General features: G+C 71.7%; 14 protein-coding genes. 4 read left to right on the forward strand and 10 right to left on the reverse strand.

Annotated features, from left to right (window positions below; translation table 11 throughout):
• Window positions 1–104: 104 nt before the first annotated feature.
• Together AB0P06_RS05715 and AB0P06_RS05720 are read right to left on the reverse strand one after the other, a co-directional pair.
• Window positions 105–1064 (reverse strand): pirin family protein, encoded by a 960-nt coding sequence (locus AB0P06_RS05715; RefSeq protein WP_363605332.1) that lies wholly within the window; start codon window positions 1062–1064, stop codon window positions 105–107.
• 122 nt (window positions 1065–1186) lie between these two features.
• On the reverse strand, window positions 1187–1621 hold the full coding sequence (locus AB0P06_RS05720; RefSeq protein WP_363605487.1) for an SseB family protein: 435 nt from the start codon (window positions 1619–1621) through the stop codon (window positions 1187–1189).
• 284 nt (window positions 1622–1905) lie between these two features.
• Here AB0P06_RS05720 and AB0P06_RS05725 point away from each other — a divergent pair, with 284 nt between their 5' ends.
• On the forward strand, window positions 1906–3735 hold the full coding sequence (locus AB0P06_RS05725) for an acyl-CoA dehydrogenase (protein WP_363605334.1): 1830 nt from the start codon (window positions 1906–1908) through the stop codon (window positions 3733–3735).
• A gap of 128 nt (window positions 3736–3863) precedes the next feature.
• Here the strand turns inward: AB0P06_RS05725 and AB0P06_RS05730 are convergent, their stop codons facing one another.
• From AB0P06_RS05730 to AB0P06_RS05750, 5 genes are all read right to left on the reverse strand, one after another.
• Complete coding sequence (locus AB0P06_RS05730; RefSeq protein WP_363605336.1) at window positions 3864–5111, reverse strand: ABC transporter permease; 1248 nt, start codon at window positions 5109–5111, stop codon at window positions 3864–3866.
• On the reverse strand, window positions 5111–5878 hold the full coding sequence (locus AB0P06_RS05735; protein WP_363605337.1) for an ABC transporter ATP-binding protein: 768 nt from the start codon (window positions 5876–5878) through the stop codon (window positions 5111–5113). Before AB0P06_RS05735 ends, AB0P06_RS05730 begins: the two co-directional genes overlap by 1 nt.
• Window positions 5875–7455 (reverse strand): peptidoglycan-binding domain-containing protein, encoded by a 1581-nt coding sequence (locus tag AB0P06_RS05740; RefSeq protein ID WP_363605338.1) that lies wholly within the window; start codon window positions 7453–7455, stop codon window positions 5875–5877. Before AB0P06_RS05740 ends, AB0P06_RS05735 begins: the two co-directional genes overlap by 4 nt.
• A gap of 85 nt (window positions 7456–7540) precedes the next feature.
• The gene (locus AB0P06_RS05745; RefSeq protein WP_363605339.1) at window positions 7541–8473 is read right to left on the reverse strand and encodes a hypothetical protein; all 933 of its coding nucleotides are present in this window, start codon (window positions 8471–8473) and stop codon (window positions 7541–7543) included.
• A gap of 83 nt (window positions 8474–8556) precedes the next feature.
• Complete coding sequence (locus tag AB0P06_RS05750; RefSeq protein WP_363605489.1) at window positions 8557–8814, reverse strand: beta/gamma crystallin domain-containing protein; 258 nt, start codon at window positions 8812–8814, stop codon at window positions 8557–8559.
• A gap of 186 nt (window positions 8815–9000) precedes the next feature.
• Between AB0P06_RS05750 and AB0P06_RS05755 the strand changes: the two genes are divergently transcribed.
• Window positions 9001–9489, forward strand: coding sequence for a helix-turn-helix transcriptional regulator (locus AB0P06_RS05755; protein ID WP_363605341.1), 489 nt, complete (start codon window positions 9001–9003; stop codon window positions 9487–9489).
• Between the two features lie 7 nt (window positions 9490–9496).
• Here AB0P06_RS05755 and AB0P06_RS05760 read toward each other — a convergent pair whose 3' ends face one another.
• Window positions 9497–10441, reverse strand: coding sequence for a hypothetical protein (locus tag AB0P06_RS05760; protein ID WP_363605343.1), 945 nt, complete (start codon window positions 10439–10441; stop codon window positions 9497–9499).
• A gap of 312 nt (window positions 10442–10753) precedes the next feature.
• Between AB0P06_RS05760 and AB0P06_RS05765 the strand changes: the two genes are divergently transcribed.
• Complete coding sequence (locus AB0P06_RS05765) at window positions 10754–12049, forward strand: M18 family aminopeptidase (RefSeq protein WP_363605344.1); 1296 nt, start codon at window positions 10754–10756, stop codon at window positions 12047–12049.
• 66 nt (window positions 12050–12115) lie between these two features.
• Here the strand turns inward: AB0P06_RS05765 and AB0P06_RS05770 are convergent, their stop codons facing one another.
• Window positions 12116–13945 (reverse strand): NHL domain-containing thioredoxin family protein, encoded by a 1830-nt coding sequence (locus AB0P06_RS05770; RefSeq protein ID WP_363605346.1) that lies wholly within the window; start codon window positions 13943–13945, stop codon window positions 12116–12118.
• Window positions 13946–13959: 14 nt separating this feature from the next.
• Entirely contained in the window at window positions 13960–14472 is a 513-nt protein-coding gene (locus AB0P06_RS05775; protein WP_363605347.1) for a GNAT family N-acetyltransferase, read from the reverse strand.
• A gap of 103 nt (window positions 14473–14575) precedes the next feature.
• Between AB0P06_RS05775 and AB0P06_RS05780 the strand changes: the two genes are divergently transcribed.
• Complete coding sequence (locus AB0P06_RS05780; RefSeq protein ID WP_363605348.1) at window positions 14576–15064, forward strand: LURP-one-related family protein; 489 nt, start codon at window positions 14576–14578, stop codon at window positions 15062–15064.
• Window positions 15065–15123: the final 59 nt, after the last annotated feature.

Genomic DNA, 15123 nt, shown 5'->3' on the forward strand with positions numbered 1-15123 from the left:
GCTACCACTTCCCGGTAGTTCGTCGTGCACGGGACGCCCGCACACGACGGAGCGGCGTACCGGTAGAACCGGTACGCCGCTCCGCCGTTCCGGCTCCGGAGCCCTCAGTGGCCGTCGGCGGGGATGGTGCCGAGGCGGCCGGCCTGGAAGTCCTCCATGGCCTGCTGGAGCTCGCGGTGGCTGTTCATGACGAACGGGCCGTAGTGGGCGACGGGTTCGCGGATCGGGAGGCCGCCGAGGAGGACGACCTCGAAGTTGTTGTCGCGGGAGTCCTGCTTCTCGTCGGCGCGGATGGTGATCGAGTCGCCGTCGCCGAAGACGACGGCCTGGCCGCGGTGGAAGGGGCGGTGCTCGGTGCCGGCCGAGCCGTTGCCGGCGAGGCCGTAGGCGAGGGCGTTGAAGTCGGAGCGCCAGGGGAGGGTGATCTGGGCGCCGGGGCTGATCGAGGCGTGGATCATGGTGATCGGGGTGAAGGTGGTGCCGGGGCCCTGGTGGCCGTCCAGCTCGCCGGCGATGACGCGCAGGAGCGCGCCGCCGTCCTCGGTGCTGAGGAGCTTGACGCTGCCGCCGCGGATGTCCTGGTACTTCGGGGCGATCATCTTGTCCGAGGCGGGCAGGTTCACCCACAGCTGGAGGCCGTGGAAGAGGCCGCCGGACTGCACCAGCGACTCCGGCGGGCTCTCGATGTGCAGCAGGCCGGAGCCGGCCGTCATCCACTGGGTGTCGCCGTCGGTGATGGTGCCGCCGCCGCCGTGCGAGTCCCGGTGGATGAACGTTCCGTCAATGATGTAGGTGACGGTCTCGAAGCCGCGGTGCGGATGCCAAGGGGTCCCCTTCGGCTCCCCAGCGGCATAATCCACCTCGCCCATCTGGTCCATCATGATGAACGGGTCGAGGTACTTGGTGTTGATCTTGGCGAAGGCGCGGCGGACCGGGAAGCCCTCGCCTTCGTAGCCCTCGGGCGCGGTGACCACGGTGAGGACCGGCCGGGCGCTCGTGACGGCGGGGTCGGGGGTGGCGACGCGCGGGAGGGTCAGCGGGTTGTCGACGGTCACGGCGGGCATGTCGGCCTCCTTCGGGAGTTTGTGGCCTGCATGCACGAGATTAGTTCAATCCTCAACAAGAAGCAAGTTGAATTTTGAACCATGTGGTGACGGGGGAGTCCCTGGGCTCCCGTCGCGGCGGATCAGCCGTACATGCGGCGCATGGTGAAGTCGACCATCTGCTCCACCGCCTTGGCGTCGAAGACCATCCGGTGCTCGCCCTCCATGTCCAGCGCGAAGCCGTACCCGGTCGGCAGCAGGTCGAGGACCTCCGCGCCGGTGACGGTGAAGTGCTTGGAGTCCTTGCCGGCGTAGCGGCGCAGCTCCTTCAGGGAGCTGAACATCGGGATCACCGGGGTCGGCGTGTTGTGCAGCGCCAGGAAGCCGGGGCGGTCGCCGCGCGGGCAGTGCACCCTGGAGGTGATGAAGATGGCCTGGAAGTCCTCCACCGCCATCGACCCGGTGGTGAAGGCCCGGACCGCGTCCGCCAGTGAGGGCGGCGACGGCTCGGGGTAGAGGGACTGCTGCGGCGCCTGCTGCTGCTCGCCGTACGGGCCGGGGCCGGGCATGCCGTTCATGCCCGGCTGCGGACCCGCCTGCTGCTGGTAGGGGTCGCCCGGGTATGCGTTCTGGTCATATCCGTACACACGGACAGGCTATCGGGAGCGCACCCGCCCGTGCGGGCGTCGATCCTGACAATGAGTGGTCGTCCCGGCTTGTGGGACGTGACCACGTTCATAGCGGATTCACCGCCAGGGGCTTGAAACAAGTTACCGCTGGGTAGCATCATGATGCTTACTGGTGGGTACGGGGCGCCCGAACGCGGCGGTCTCCCGGAAGCGACGAACCGGAGAAAACGGCCATGGGTCACTACAAGTCCAACCTGCGGGACGTGGAGTTCAACCTCTTCGAGGTGTTCGGCCGCGAGCAGGTGTACGGCACCGGACCGTTCGCGGACATGGACGTCGAGACCGCGAAGAACATCCTGAGCGAGATCGCGCGCCTCGCCGAGAACGACCTCGCCGCGTCCTTCGCCGACGCCGACCGCAACCCGCCGGTCTTCGACCCGGAGACCGGCACCGCTCCGGTTCCGGCCTCGTTCAAGAAGAGCTACGACACCTACATGGCCGCCGAGTGGTGGCGCCTGGGCATCCCGGAGGGCATCGGCGGCCAGGTCACCCCGTCCTCGCTGATCTGGGCCTACGCCGAGCAGGTGCTGGGCTCCAACCCGGCGATCTGGATGTACTCCTCCGGCCCCGCCTTCGCCGGCGTCGTCTACGACGAGGGCACCGAGGAGCAGCGTAAGGTCGCCCAGCGGATGACCGAGCGCCTCTGGGGCGCCACCATGGTGCTCACCGAGCCCGACGCCGGCTCGGACGTGGGCGCCGGCCGCACCAAGGCGATCAAGCAGGAGGACGGCTCCTGGCACATCGAGGGTGTGAAGCGCTTCATCACCTCGGGCGAGCACGACATGTCCGAGAACATCATCCACCTGGTGCTGGCCCGCCCCGAGGGCGGCAAGCCGGGCACCAAGGGCCTCGGCCTCTACATCGTGCCCAAGTTCGACTTCGACTGGGAGGCCGGCGAGCTCGGCGAGCGCAACGGTGTCTACGCCACCAACGTCGAGCACAAGATGGGCCTCAAGGCCTCCAACACCTGCGAGATGACCTTCGGCGCCAAGCACCCCGCCAAGGGCTGGCTGCTCGGCGAGACGGTCGACGGCATCCGCCAGATGTTCAAGATCATCGAGTTCGCCCGGATGATGGTCGGCACGAAGGCCATCGCCACCCTCTCCACCGGCTACCTCAACGCGCTGGAGTACGCCAAGGAGCGCGTGCAGGGCGCCGACATCTCGCAGTTCGGGGACAAGGCCGCCCCGCGCGTCACCATCACCCACCACCCCGACGTGCGCCGCTCGCTGCTCACCCAGAAGGCGTACGCCGAGGGCATGCGCGCCCTGGTCCTGTTCACCGCCTCCACCCAGGACGACGTGCTGGCCGCCCGCCTGCGCGGCGAGACCGACGAGGCCGCCGAGCGCCTGAACGACCTGCTGCTGCCGATCGTCAAGGGCTACGGCTCCGAGCGGTCCTACGAGCAGCTCGCCCAGTCCCTGCAGACCTTCGGCGGCTCCGGCTACCTGCAGGAGTACCCGATCGAGCAGTACATCCGGGACGCCAAGATCGACACCCTCTACGAGGGCACCACCGCGATCCAGGGCCTGGACTTCTTCTTCCGCAAGATCGTCAGGGACGGCGGGCAGGCGCTCACCGCGCTGTCCGAGCAGATCCAGAAGTTCCTCGGCTCGGCCGAGGGTGGCGACGCCCTGGCCGCCGAGCGCGCCCTGCTCGCCAAGGCCGCCGGCGACCTGGAGGCCATCGTCGGCAAGCTGCTGGCCGACCTCACCTCGGTCGAGCAGGACGTCAGGAACATGTACAAGGTGGGCCTCAACACCACCCGCCTGCTGATGGTCTCCGGTGACGTCGTGATCGGCTGGCTGCTGCTGCGCCAGGCCGCGGTGGCCCTGGCCAAGCTGGAGTCCGGCGCCAACGGCAAGGACGTGTCGTTCTACCAGGGCAAGGTCGCGGCCGCCCGCTTCTTCGCCAGGAACGTCCTGCCGACCGTCACCCCGCAGCGGCTGATCGCCGAGGGCGTCGACAATGAGATCATGGAGCTCGCGGAGGAGGCGTTCTGATCCCGTCGGGATGAGTTCCTCCCCTGCCGCACAGGCCGCCTGACCCACCCTCAGCACGAAGGGGGCCCGCCATCACCGGCGGGCCCCCTTCGTGCTGTTCGGATCTTCTCCGCCGTGCCCCGCCGGGCTCAGCCGCTGCGCAGCGCCTTCAGGGGGTCGGTGCGGGCGGCGCGCACCGCCGGGTAGAGGCCGGCCAGCAGGCCGACCACGGTACCGACCAGCGGGGCCGGGAGGGTGGCGGCGGGCTGGAGGACGGCCGTCCAGTCGCGGGCGGCGGCGACGGCGACGACGGTGACCACGCCGAGGCCGGTGCCGATCAGACCGCCGAGGGTGCCCAGGGCCGTGGACTCGGTGAGGAACTGGGCGGCGATGTGCCCGGTCCGGGCGCCCAGCGAGCGGCGCAGACCGATCTCCTCGGTGCGCTCCAGGACGGCGACCAGCGTGGTGTTGGCGATGCCCACCGCGCCGACCAGCAGGCAGATCCCGGCCAGCGCCAGGAAGAGGCCGGTCAGGTCGGAGGTCACCTTGTCCTGGAGGCTGTGCGGGTCGGGTGGCGGGACGACGGTGAAGGAGTCCGGAGCGTCCGGCCGCAGCGCGAGCGGGATCTGCGCGGCCACCACGGAGGCGGCGCCGACCCGGGTGGCGACCAGGCCCTGGGCCGCGCGGTCCGGTTCGGTGCCGGGGTTGCCGTACCGCTCCAGCGCCGTACTGGCCGGGATCACCAGGCCGAGCAGGGCGTTGGGCTGCCGCTGGACGTCCGAGTAGATGCCGATCACCGTGTACGGCATCCCGTTGACGAAGACGGCCGGCTGGGAGTCGAGCCGGCTGACGCCGAGGCGTTTGGCGGCGGCCTGGCTCAGCAGCACCACCGGCTGGGCGGTCCTCTGGACGAAGTCGTCCATGGTGACCCCGGTGGCCAGGGTGGGTTCCATCGCCGCCACGGCGCCGGGGGTGGCGGCCAGCACGGTGAGGCCGGTTCCCTCGTTCTCGCCGTTCGGGCGGGTGGAGACGGTCAGGTTGCCGGGCACCGGCCACCAGACGCCGGCCGCCCGGACGCCGTCGATCGCGGCGAGCCGGCGGTCCGCGTCCGCCGGGAAGTCCGTCGGCGGGTTGGTGCCGGGGGCGAGGCCGTCGGTTCGGGGCCGGTCGGTCACCTGGACGGTGGTCGCCTTGGTCAGACTGAACTGCTCGCCGATCTGGCCGGAGGCCGTCGCGGTCAGGCCGAGGACGGCGACGAAGGCGCCGATGCCCAGCACCGTCCCGAGCATGGTCAGCACCGAGCGGCCGGGCCGCTGGAGGATGCCGGAGACCGCCTCCGAGCCGAGGTCCCTGAGGCCGAGCCGGGAGCCGGGCCCGGGCAGCACGCCGCGGGCCATCAGAGCGGCACCTCGGCTTCAACGGCGGGGGTTTCGGCGGCGGGGGTTTCGGCGGTCAGGGCGGCGGCGCCCGGGGGTTCGGTGGTCCCGGTTTCGCTGAGCACGCCGTCGCGGATGGCGACCTGGCGTCCGGCCCGGGCCGCGACCACCGGATCGTGGGTGATCACCACCAGGGTGAAGCCCTGCGCGTGCAGCTCGTCGAACTGGGTGAGCACCGCCGCGGCGTTGGCCGAGTCCAGATTGCCGGTGGGCTCGTCACAGAGCAGCAGGCTGGGCCGGTTGACCAGGGCGCGGGCGATCGCGACCCGCTGGCGCTCACCGCCGGACATGGTGGTGGGCAGCGCGTCCGTCCGGTGACCGAGGCCGACCTGGCGCAGCGCCGCCAGCGCGGTGGCCCGGCGGGTCCGGGCCGGGGTGCGGTTGTAGACCTGGGCCAGGACCACGTTCTCCTCGGCGGTGCGGTGGGGCAGCAGATGGAAGGACTGGAAGACGAAGCCGATCCGGCTGCCGCGCAGCGTCGAACGGTCCCGGTCACGGAGGCTTCCGGTGTCGATGCCGTCGAGTTCGTACCGGCCCCGGCTGGGGGTGTCGAGCAGGCCGAGCAGGTGCAGCAGGGTGGACTTGCCCGAGCCGGACGGCCCGGTGATCGACAGGTACTCCCCGCGGTGGACGGTGAGATCGGACGGGTGCAGCGCGGTGACCGGGGGCTCGCCCGGGTAGCTGCGGCCGACCCCGGTGAGGGCGATGACCGGTGGTCCGTCGTTCACTTGCCGACCACCACCTGGTCGCCGGGCCTCAGTTCGGTCCCGGCGGCCGGGGTCACGGCGACCATGCCGTCGGCCGTCACCCCGGTGGTCACCGGCACGGTCGTCCGGGTGCCGGCGGCGTCCACCTTGGTGACGGAGGTCTGGCCGGCCGCGTTGGTGGTGATCGCGGCCACCGGGACGGCCGTCACGGGGGCGCCGGCCTTGTCTTTCAGGACGGTGAGGCGGACGTTCTTGCCGTTCAGCGTGGCCGGCAGCGGGGCGGTCGGGCTGATCGTGATCGGGGTGTAACTCACTCCGCTGCCAGGAGCGTTGGGCTGGCCCCCGGCGGCTCCCGGGTTCCCGCCGGCCGTGCCGCCGGCGCCCGCGCCGCCGCCCGCGGCGGCTCCGCCGAGCGTGATCACCTTGCCGGCCGGGGGAGTGGTGGTGGGGGCGCCGACCTCGGCCACCGTGCCGGTGAGCGTGGTGTTGGTGTCCTCGACGAGGATCTCCACGGCCATCCCCGCCTTGACCCCGGCGGCCTGACCCGGGGTCAGCTGCCCGGTGAGGCTCAGGCCTCCGCTGGTGAGCGAGAGCAGGGTGCCGTTGACCGGCGAGCCGACCGAGCCGTTGACCGCCGTGACGGCGGCCGGCAGCGTGGGCAGGAACACTACGTGTGCGGCGGGGACCATCGGGCCGTTCGCCGCGCCGGCCTTGGCGAGGGCGGCCTTGTCGGCGGTCAACTGCTTCTTCGCGTCGGCGATCTGCCGGTCGAGGTCGAGCCCGGCGGTCGGGGCCGGGGCGCCGGTCTGGGGTATGCCGGTCTGGGGCGCACTGGGCTGGGGTGCGCCGGTCTGAGCCGGTCCCGGCGGAGCGGCGGGCGGTGCGGCGCCCGCCTTCTTCTGGGCGGTGAGCGAGTCCACGGCCTTCTGGCTCGCGTCCACCGCCTTCTGGGCGGTGTCGACGGCCTGTTGGGTGGTGGCGCCGGTGACGGGCACGGGATAGCCGAGCTTGCGGTAGAAGTCGCTCACCGCCTGCGCGGTGCCGGGGCCGTAGCTGCCCTTCTCGTCGGGCCTGCTCGAATACCCCAGTTCGGCCAGCGCGTCCTGGAGTTCGGTGACGTCCGGGCCGTTGCTGCCGGGCTTGATGTCGCGGTAGGCGGGCACCGGCCCCCTGAGCGCGAAGAGCGGCTGCCCGGAGACCTCGGCCAGCAGCTTCCCGCTGGCCACGCTGTCGCCCGTCTTCACCCCCAGCTTCGAGACGTACAGCTGGGTGACGTCGGCGGAGGCGGCGGCCGGGACGATGTTGTACTGCGTCGGCGGGTACACCACGCCGCGGGTCGGCACCGACTGGTTCACCACCTGGCTGGTCACCGGCGCGGTGATCAGGCTGTTCGCCGGCGGAGCGGTCCGGGCGGCCCGCTCGGCCGGGGACTTGACCAGTGTCGCGGCCCCGAGCCCGCCGACCGCGACCAGCGCCGATCCCGCCGCCACCGCCAGCAGCACCCGCTTGCGCCGTGCCGCCCGGGAACGGCCCGGCGACGGGGCGGCGGTGTCGTCGGAGTGGGCGTCGCGCAGTCGGTCGGCCTTCTTGCCTGTCATCAACAAAGCTGTCTCCCCGAGGACTTCACTACGGGAGAGTGTCGTCCATGGGTTGTCGGTGGGAGGTAAGGGGGTGGTCCGGAAGTCAGCCCTGGCCGCCGGAGGCGATGTGGGCGGCCCTCCTGACGAGATCCTCGGTCTGCTGGCGGTACGCCGTCAGCTTGGCCGCGTTGGCCTCGATGTACTTCTTGTCGTAGGCGGTCTGCACGGCGACGATGACACCGACCGTGTTGTTGGCGATCTTGCAGTCGATGTCCGCAGTGGCCGCTGCGATCTCATCGGGGTTCGTTGAGCCGTTGGCCGGCCGGCCAGTCTTCCACTTCTGGTCGCCAATGGCGCCGATCGGGTCCTTGTAGTCGAACCCCTTGCTCTTCATGCACTGTGACCATGTGGCGTACGCCTCGACGATCCTGGGATCGTTCACGGGGATCTTCGGCCCTCCCTCCGGGAGGGCGGAGTCGTCGATGAGGAGGCTGTCGTCCTTGAGGGCGTCGCGGCCTTTTTGAAAGCACCCGCCGGGTGGCAGAGGCTTGCCGTTGAGGGTGGTCACCGGCTGCCGAGTGGTCGGGTCGTTGCCGGAGAGCGCCGTTTGCTCCGCCACGGACGCAGGCGGTGCCTGGGCCGCGTCCTGGTTGACCTGGTCGGTTTGCGCGAAGCGGTCATAGCCGAGCGTCTTGGCCTTGGCCACGTCGAAGTACCCGTACAGCCTGCTGCGGGTCAGCCGTGCCATGGCCGCGGTGTCCGCGCCGAGGACGGTGGTTGGCTTGGCGGTGAATCCGAAGTCCCGCATGCAGTCGGCTGTGACAGCGTCCTGAGCCTGTGTCACCTGCTTTATCTGGGCAGATGTGACCATATAGGGGTCTGTCGGGAGAACGATCTGGGTCGGGTCGGTGATGGTCTGTATCTGGCCCAGTGCAGGTGGCTCGGCCGTTGTGGATCCGTGCTGTGAGGTACTGCTGCAGCCGACGGCCACTGCTGTGAGCGCCCCGGCGGCGACGATTCGGTAGCGGGCCACCATCTGACTTCCTCTCAAGGCCGTTCGGTGAGGCCACGGCATGTCGGTGGGCGTCGCAGGGCGCGGCGCCCACCGACACGCCTCGATCAGTGGCCGGTGATGTTGATGCCGGTGAGCTGGACCCGGGGGGAGAAGGTCCAGGAGTACCAGGACGGCGTGGTGGATGTGTACCCCGCCCCGCTCTGGGTGAGGTAGGTGAACTTGCCGCTGTTGTTGCCCGAGTCCACCGTGTAGACGTCGTAGATGGTGACGGCAGGCGCACCGTCACCCGCGAAGCAGACCTTCGGGTCGCCGGAGCGGTTCGCACGGCTTCGATCCTGGTTCGGGAGCGACCTGATGAACAGGAACTTGGGCCGGAACTTCTCTGCGGGTTACCCGTTCATGGGGATGGTCTCGCCATGTGAGACGTGGCGGGCCCAAGTTGCCCTTGTTCGGAGCGGATTGACTTGTGATTCAAGTCATATCAGAGGCTGGTGTCCGATCGATTACCTAAGGTGAGATCGGACGTGGCTGCCTCCGGGGGGACGGGGATGAAAGAGCGGCGGGAGTACTTTGGCGGGCTGCTGCGTTCTACGCGTGAGGCGGCCGGGTTGACACAGGAGGAACTCGCCGAGCGCTCGGGGCTGAGCGCACGGGCCATTGGGAACCTCGAACGCGGCCGGGCCCGCCCGCGGGTGGACTCGCTGCGGCGGATCGTCCAGGCGCTGGGCGTGGCGAGCCGGGAGGAGGCGGCGCTGGTCGCGGCGGCCTGTCCGGGGGTGGATCCGCGCGGCGCGGCAGAGGGGCCGGCCGGGCCGCCGTCGGCCGGCCGGCTGACGGACACCGAGGCGCTGCTGCTGCTGGAGCTGTTGGGCGGTGTCGACCCCGGGAGCTGGGAGCCCGGGGTGCGGGCGGCGTTGTTGCGGGCGTGCTCGGGATCCCCGGCGGCGGTGCGGCTGGCGGGGGTGGTGCTGGCGACGGTGCCGAGCCTGCCGCTGGAAGAGCTGACGCGGCGGCTCGACGGTCTCCAGCCGGTCTGACGGGAATTCAGGAGCCGCCCGCCAGTCGGGCGGCCTTGCGCAGTGCCTCGTCCAGCCTCTGCGCCCGGGCGGCGAGTTGCTGGGCGTGGGAGTCGATGTACCGCCGGTCGTAGGCGGCCTGGACGGCCGTGACCACTCCGACCGTGTTGCCGGTGAGCTTGCACTCCAGGTCGGCGGTGGCGGTGGCGATCTCGTCGGGGCCGATCGGGGTGTCGACCGTGGGGTTTCCCGCTCGCCACTTCGGATCGGTCATCGCGGCGAACGGGTCCGCGTAGCTGTACCCCTTGCCCTGCATGCAGGTGGACCAGGTGGCATGCGCCTCGGTGATCCGCGGGTCGTTCGACGGCACCTGGGGGCCGCCGTCCGGGAGGCGGGATCCGCGCAGCAGGTCGTCGGCGTCGACCGCGGCCCGTCCCTCTTCGCGACAGCCGCCGGCCGGGACGGCCTTGTTCGAGACGTGCGCGTTCTCCGGCCGGCCGCCGCGTACGGCGCCGGTCAGCGCCAGCTCCTCGGCCTCGGTCGCCGGGGTGTCGTCGTCCGGCATGAGCGGCTCGGTGTGGGTGCGCGACTCGTAGCCGTTCCGGCCGCCCGTCGCCGGGTTGAAGAAGCCGTAGAGACCGTCCCGCGCCCGCGGGCCGGGGTCGGGCAGGCCGGTGACCGTGACCGCCGTCGGGGTGTTGCTCCGGCCGCGCAGTCCGTAGCCGCGCATGCACTGGTCGACGGCGGCGTCCACGGCCCGGGCGAGCTGCAGGCGCTGGGCATCGGTCAGTTCGTAGGCGTCGATGGGCAGGGTGATCTGACCCGGTTCGGTGATCACCGGAACGGGCCCGAGCGGGGGCGCGGCGGTGCGGTCGGCGTCGCCGGAACCGCAGCCGGTGACCACTGCGGCGAGTGCGGCGCAGCCGGCGAGTGCGGCGAGCGCGCGGTGCGTCACGGACGGGTTCCTGGTCACGGTGTGCGGCCTCCTGGTCGTGTGCGGGCCGGCCTGCCGCCGGTGCGTACCGGTCCCATCATTGCTTCAACTCGGTGGTTCGGGAGGGAAGTTCAGAAGAGTTCCGGCCGACTCCCGGCGCGCCGAGGATGACCGTCCGCGATCAGTCGAAACCCCTGGGTGCCGGGGGTCCTGAGGCGGCCACTTCACGGTTGTGTCTGCGTTCTGCATCCGTTGGGACGTTCCGAGTGTCATGTCCGTGTACGGGCATATGCTCAAGGTGCGAAGCCGATCCCCCATCCGGCTTCGGCCCTCCCTCGACTCAGGAGCAGCATGTCGACCGCCGCCCGCCAGGCTTTCTTCGACCGGACGCACACCGATGATCTGATCGCCTTCCTCGGCACGTCACCGTCGCCCTATCACGCGGTCGCGAGCGCCGCCGAGCGGCTGGAGAAGGCGGGCTTCCGGCAGGTCGCCGAGACCGACGCCTGGGACGCGACGGCCGGGGGACGCTACGTCATCCGCGGCGGCGCGCTGATCGCCTGGTACGTGCCGCAGGGCGCGGGCCCCGAGACGCCCTTCCGGGTGGTCGGCACGCACACCGACTCGCCGAACCTGCGGGTCAAGCCGGTGCCGGACACCGGTTCGGCGGGCTGGCGGCAGGTCGCGGTGGAGATCTACGGCGGCGTGCCGCTGAACACCTGGCTCGATCGCGACCTCGGCCTCTCCGGCCGGCTCGCGCTGCGCGACGGCAGCTCCCGGCTGGTGCAGCTGGACGAGCCGCTGCTGCGCGTGCCGCAGCTGGCGATCCACCTGGACCGCCAGGTCAACGAGGGCATGAAGCTCGACAAGCAGCGCCACCTCACCCCGATCTGGGGCCTCGGCCCGGTCGACGAGGGCTCGCTGATCGAGTACGTCGCGCAGCGGGCGGGCGTCGAGGCGTCCGAGGTGGCCGGCTGGGACCTCATGACGCACGACGTCCAGCCCGCCTCCTATCTGGGCCGGGACCGCGAACTGCTGGCCGGCCCGCGGCTGGACAACCTGCTCTCGGTGCACGCCGCGACCGCCGCGCTGGCCGCCGTCGCGGGCGCCGACCTGCCGTACATCCCGGTGCTGGCCGCCTTCGACCACGAGGAGACCGGCAGCGAGTCGGACACCGGCGCGCAGAGCCCGCTGCTCGGCAATGTGCTGGAGCGCAGCGTCTACGCGCGCGGCGGCAGCCCCGAGGACCGCGCCCGGGCGCTGGCGGGCACGGTCTGCCTCTCCTCCGACATGGGCCACGCCGTCCACCCGAACTACAGCGAGCGGCACGAGCCGGGGCACCACCCGATGCCCAACGGCGGGCCGATCCTGAAGGTCAACGTCAACAACCGCTACGCGACCGACGGCATCGGCCGGGCGGTGTTCGCGGCGGCCTGTGAGAAGGCCGGCGTGCCGTGGCAGACCTTCGTCTCCAACAACGCCATGCCCTGCGGTACGACCATCGGCCCGATCACGGCGGCTCGGCTCGGCATCAGCACGGTGGACTGCGGCATCGCGGCGCTCTCCATGCACTCGGCGCGTGAGCTGTGCGGCGCGGAGGACCCGTACCTGCTGGCCAGCGCGATCAAGGCCTTCCTGGAGGGCTGAGGCCCCCGGTACGGCGAAGGGGCCCGGCGTGCTGCCGGGCCCCTTCGCGTTCGCGCGGGTACGGGCCTACTCCATCCCGGCCAGGACGAGCGGCAGCCGGCGTGCGCCGTCGGCGGCGAGCTTCACCGGCACGCCCCAGTCCTGCTGGTGGACGTGGCAGGCCGGGTACTCGATCTCCGGGTCGTCGTCGCAGGAGGCGGCCATCGCCGACACGTGCAGCACGCCCTCGGCCACCGCGTCGGAGAGCACCAGCTCGCGGGAGAGCGCCGAGTCGGCCCCCGCGCCGGAGACCAGCAGCTCGGGCGGGGTCGAGCTGACCAGCAGCCGGGTGGACGGGCCGTAGCGCTCGTCCAGCTTCTGGCCGCTCGGCGCCGAGAAGACCACGTCCAGCCGGAACGCGCCCGGCGCGACCTCGGTGGCCGCCCGCTGGGTGCGGTGCGCGACCGACTCGACCCGGACGGCCTCCTCGGGCAGCCGCAGCCTGGTCAGCCGGTGCCGGGCGGACTCGACGACGACGATGTCGCCGTCCACCAGTACCGCCCCGGACGGCTCGCGCAGGTCGGTGGCGAGCGTGGTGACCTCGCCGCGCGCCGGGTCGAAGCGGCGCAGCGCGTGGTTGTAGGTGTCGCTGACCGCCACCGACCCGTCGGGCAGCACGGTGACGCCCAGCGGGTGCTGGAGCAGCGCCTGATCGGCCGCGCCGTCCCGGTGGCCGAAGTCGAACAGGCCGGTGCCGACGGCGGTGTGGACGGTCTTTGTTTCACGTGAAACCGACCGCAGCGCGGAGGTCTCGGAGTCGGCGACCCAGAGCCGCTCGCCGTCCGCCGAGACGGCGAGGCCGGACGGCTGGGCGAACCAGGCCTCGGCGACCGGCCCGTCCACCAGGCCCTCGTTGGTGGTGCCGGCCGCGACGCCGACGGTGCCGGTGGCCGGGTCGTAGGCCCAGAGCTGGTGGACACCGGCCATGGCGATCCAGACCCGGCCGTCGAACCAGGCCACGTCCCACGGCGAGGAGAGGTCCACCTCGCGGGCCGGGCCCTCGGTGGCGGAACCCTGCCACCACTGCCGGCCGGTGCCGGCCAGGGTGGTGACGCCGCCGTCGGCCAGCCGCACGCCGCGCAGCGCGTGGTTGACGGTGTCGGCCACCACCACGTCGCAGCCCAGCGCGTCCCGGACGGGCCCCTCGGGGAGCAGCACCAGGCCCTGCGGCTCGCTGAACCGGGGGGCGGCGCCGTCGACCAGGCCGCGCTGCCCGTCACCGATCCGGCGGACGACGCGCTCGCCGTCCCCGGCCAGCTCGACCAGCGAGTGGTGGCCGGAGTCGGCGACCAGGAAGTGGCCGTTCGGCAGCCGGACGGCCTTGCCGGGGAACGCGAGGTCCCCGGCGGTCGGCTCGGGCGCCACGTACGGGCCGTCGCCGCGCCGCAGGGTGCCCTTGGCCGTGTGCTCGGCCTCCAGCTCCTCGACCAGCCGGGCGATCGCGTGCGCGTGCCCCTCACCGGCGTGCTGGGCCACCACGTACCCCTCGGGGTCGATCACCACCAGCGTCGGCCAGGCCCGCACTGCGTACTGCTTCCAGGTGGCGAGCGCCGGGTCGTCCAGCACCGGGTGGTGCACCTCGTACCGCGCGACGGCGTCCACGACCGCCTGGTGGTCGGCCTCGTGCACGAACTTGGGCGAGTGCACCCCGACGATCACCACGGTGTCGCGGTGCTTCTCCTCCAGCTCGCGCAGCTCGTCCAGGACGTGCAGGCAGTTGACGCAGCAGAACGTCCAGAAGTCCAGGATGGTGATCTTGCCCCGGAAGTCGGCAAGGGTCAGATCCCTGCCGCCGGTGTTGAGCCATCCGCCGTCGCCGACCAGTTCGGGGGCGCGTACCCGTGCACGAGAAGCCATGCCCCAATCAAACCTCACCCGGTCGGCGGGCATTCCAGCCGCCAGCGGAGTTCACCGTCCTGCCACACCTCGGTGGGGGTGAGGCCGAGGGCGCGGGCGATGGCGGCGGAGGCGTGGTGGTCGGGGTGGATGTGGGCGAGGACGGTGGTGGTGCCGGTCGCGGTGAGGTGGGCGAGCAGGGTGCGGGCGGCCTCGGTGGCGAGGCCGCGGCCCTGCCAGGGGGTGCCGAGCACCCAGGCGATCTCGGTGGCGTCCGGGCCGATGGTGGCCTGGACGTAGCCGGTCAGCCGGCCGTCGGCGCGCAGTCGCAGGGCCCAGTTGCCCCAGGCCTCGGCGGGGTCGGGGGAGCCGGCGGCGAGCCGGGCGTAGCGGGTGCGCAGAGCGTCGGCGGTGGCGGGTTCGCCGCCGGTGAAGACGTGCAGGGCGGGGTCGGCGAGGGCGGCGGCCATCTCCTCGGCGTGTTCGGGTCCGACCGGGACGAGGTCGAGGCGGTCGCCGTGGAGGGTCACGGTGGTGTCGGGGCGCATGGGGGCATTCAACACACGTGCGCGGCGGTGCTTTTCGGGGGGTGGGCGGATCGGGTCGAATGGTGCGGGCGTCCGCTGGGGGCGTCCGGACGGAGGAGGCGGGATGCGGTACCTGGTCAGGGAGAAGCTGTTCGCGGTCGGCGACGACTACTGGATCGAGGACGACCACGGGCACAAGGCGTACCTGGTGGACGGCAAGGTGCTGCGGCTGCACCACACCTTCGAGCTGAAGGACGCGCACGGCCGGGTGGTCGCGGTCCTGAAGGAGAAGGCGTTCACCGTCCGGGACGCGATGAGGATCGAGAACGCCGACGGTGAGGTGGTCGCCACCGTCCGGGAGAAGCTGTTCACCCCGTTCCGCGACAAGTACCTGGTGGAGCTGGCCGGCGGCGGTGAGCTGAGGATCCACGGGAACCTGATCGACAAGGACTACCGGATCGAGAACGGCCATGGTGACGACCTGGCCCGGATCTCCCGGAAGTGGTTCCGGGTCCGGGACACCTACGGCGTGGAGATCGCCGACGGCGCCGACACCGGCCTGCTGCTGGCGATCGCCGCCTGCCTCGACCACCTGGTGGCGGAGGACGACTGAGGCCGGTGCCGGCGGAGGGGCGCGGGAACGCTCCGGGTTTCCCGGCCCCGACCCGGTCC

It is taken from the genome of Kitasatospora sp. NPDC088351, from assembly GCF_040685575.1.
GTDB lineage: Bacteria > Actinomycetota > Actinomycetes > Streptomycetales > Streptomycetaceae > Kitasatospora.

Bases quoted from the DNA above. Each gene is read 5' to 3' on its own strand.
- AB0P06_RS05715 (WP_363605332.1), bottom strand. From the start codon at position 1,064: ATGCCCGCCGTGACCGTCGACAACCCGCTGACCCTCCCGCGCGTCGCC.
- AB0P06_RS05720 (WP_363605487.1), bottom strand. From the start codon at position 1,621: ATGAACGGCATGCCCGGCCCCGGCCCGTACGGCGAGCAGCAGCAGGCG.
- AB0P06_RS05725 (WP_363605334.1), top strand. From the start codon at position 1,906: ATGGGTCACTACAAGTCCAACCTGCGGGACGTGGAGTTCAACCTCTTC.
- AB0P06_RS05730 (WP_363605336.1), bottom strand. From the start codon at position 5,111: ATGGCCCGCGGCGTGCTGCCCGGGCCCGGCTCCCGGCTCGGCCTCAGG.
- AB0P06_RS05740 (WP_363605338.1), bottom strand. From the start codon at position 7,455: ATGACAGGCAAGAAGGCCGACCGACTGCGCGACGCCCACTCCGACGAC.
- AB0P06_RS05745 (WP_363605339.1), bottom strand. From the start codon at position 8,473: ATGGTGGCCCGCTACCGAATCGTCGCCGCCGGGGCGCTCACAGCAGTG.
- AB0P06_RS05755 (WP_363605341.1), top strand. From the start codon at position 9,001: ATGAAAGAGCGGCGGGAGTACTTTGGCGGGCTGCTGCGTTCTACGCGT.
- AB0P06_RS05765 (WP_363605344.1), top strand. From the start codon at position 10,754: ATGTCGACCGCCGCCCGCCAGGCTTTCTTCGACCGGACGCACACCGAT.
- AB0P06_RS05770 (WP_363605346.1), bottom strand. From the start codon at position 13,945: ATGGCTTCTCGTGCACGGGTACGCGCCCCCGAACTGGTCGGCGACGGC.
- AB0P06_RS05775 (WP_363605347.1), bottom strand. From the start codon at position 14,472: ATGCGCCCCGACACCACCGTGACCCTCCACGGCGACCGCCTCGACCTC.
- AB0P06_RS05780 (WP_363605348.1), top strand. From the start codon at position 14,576: ATGCGGTACCTGGTCAGGGAGAAGCTGTTCGCGGTCGGCGACGACTAC.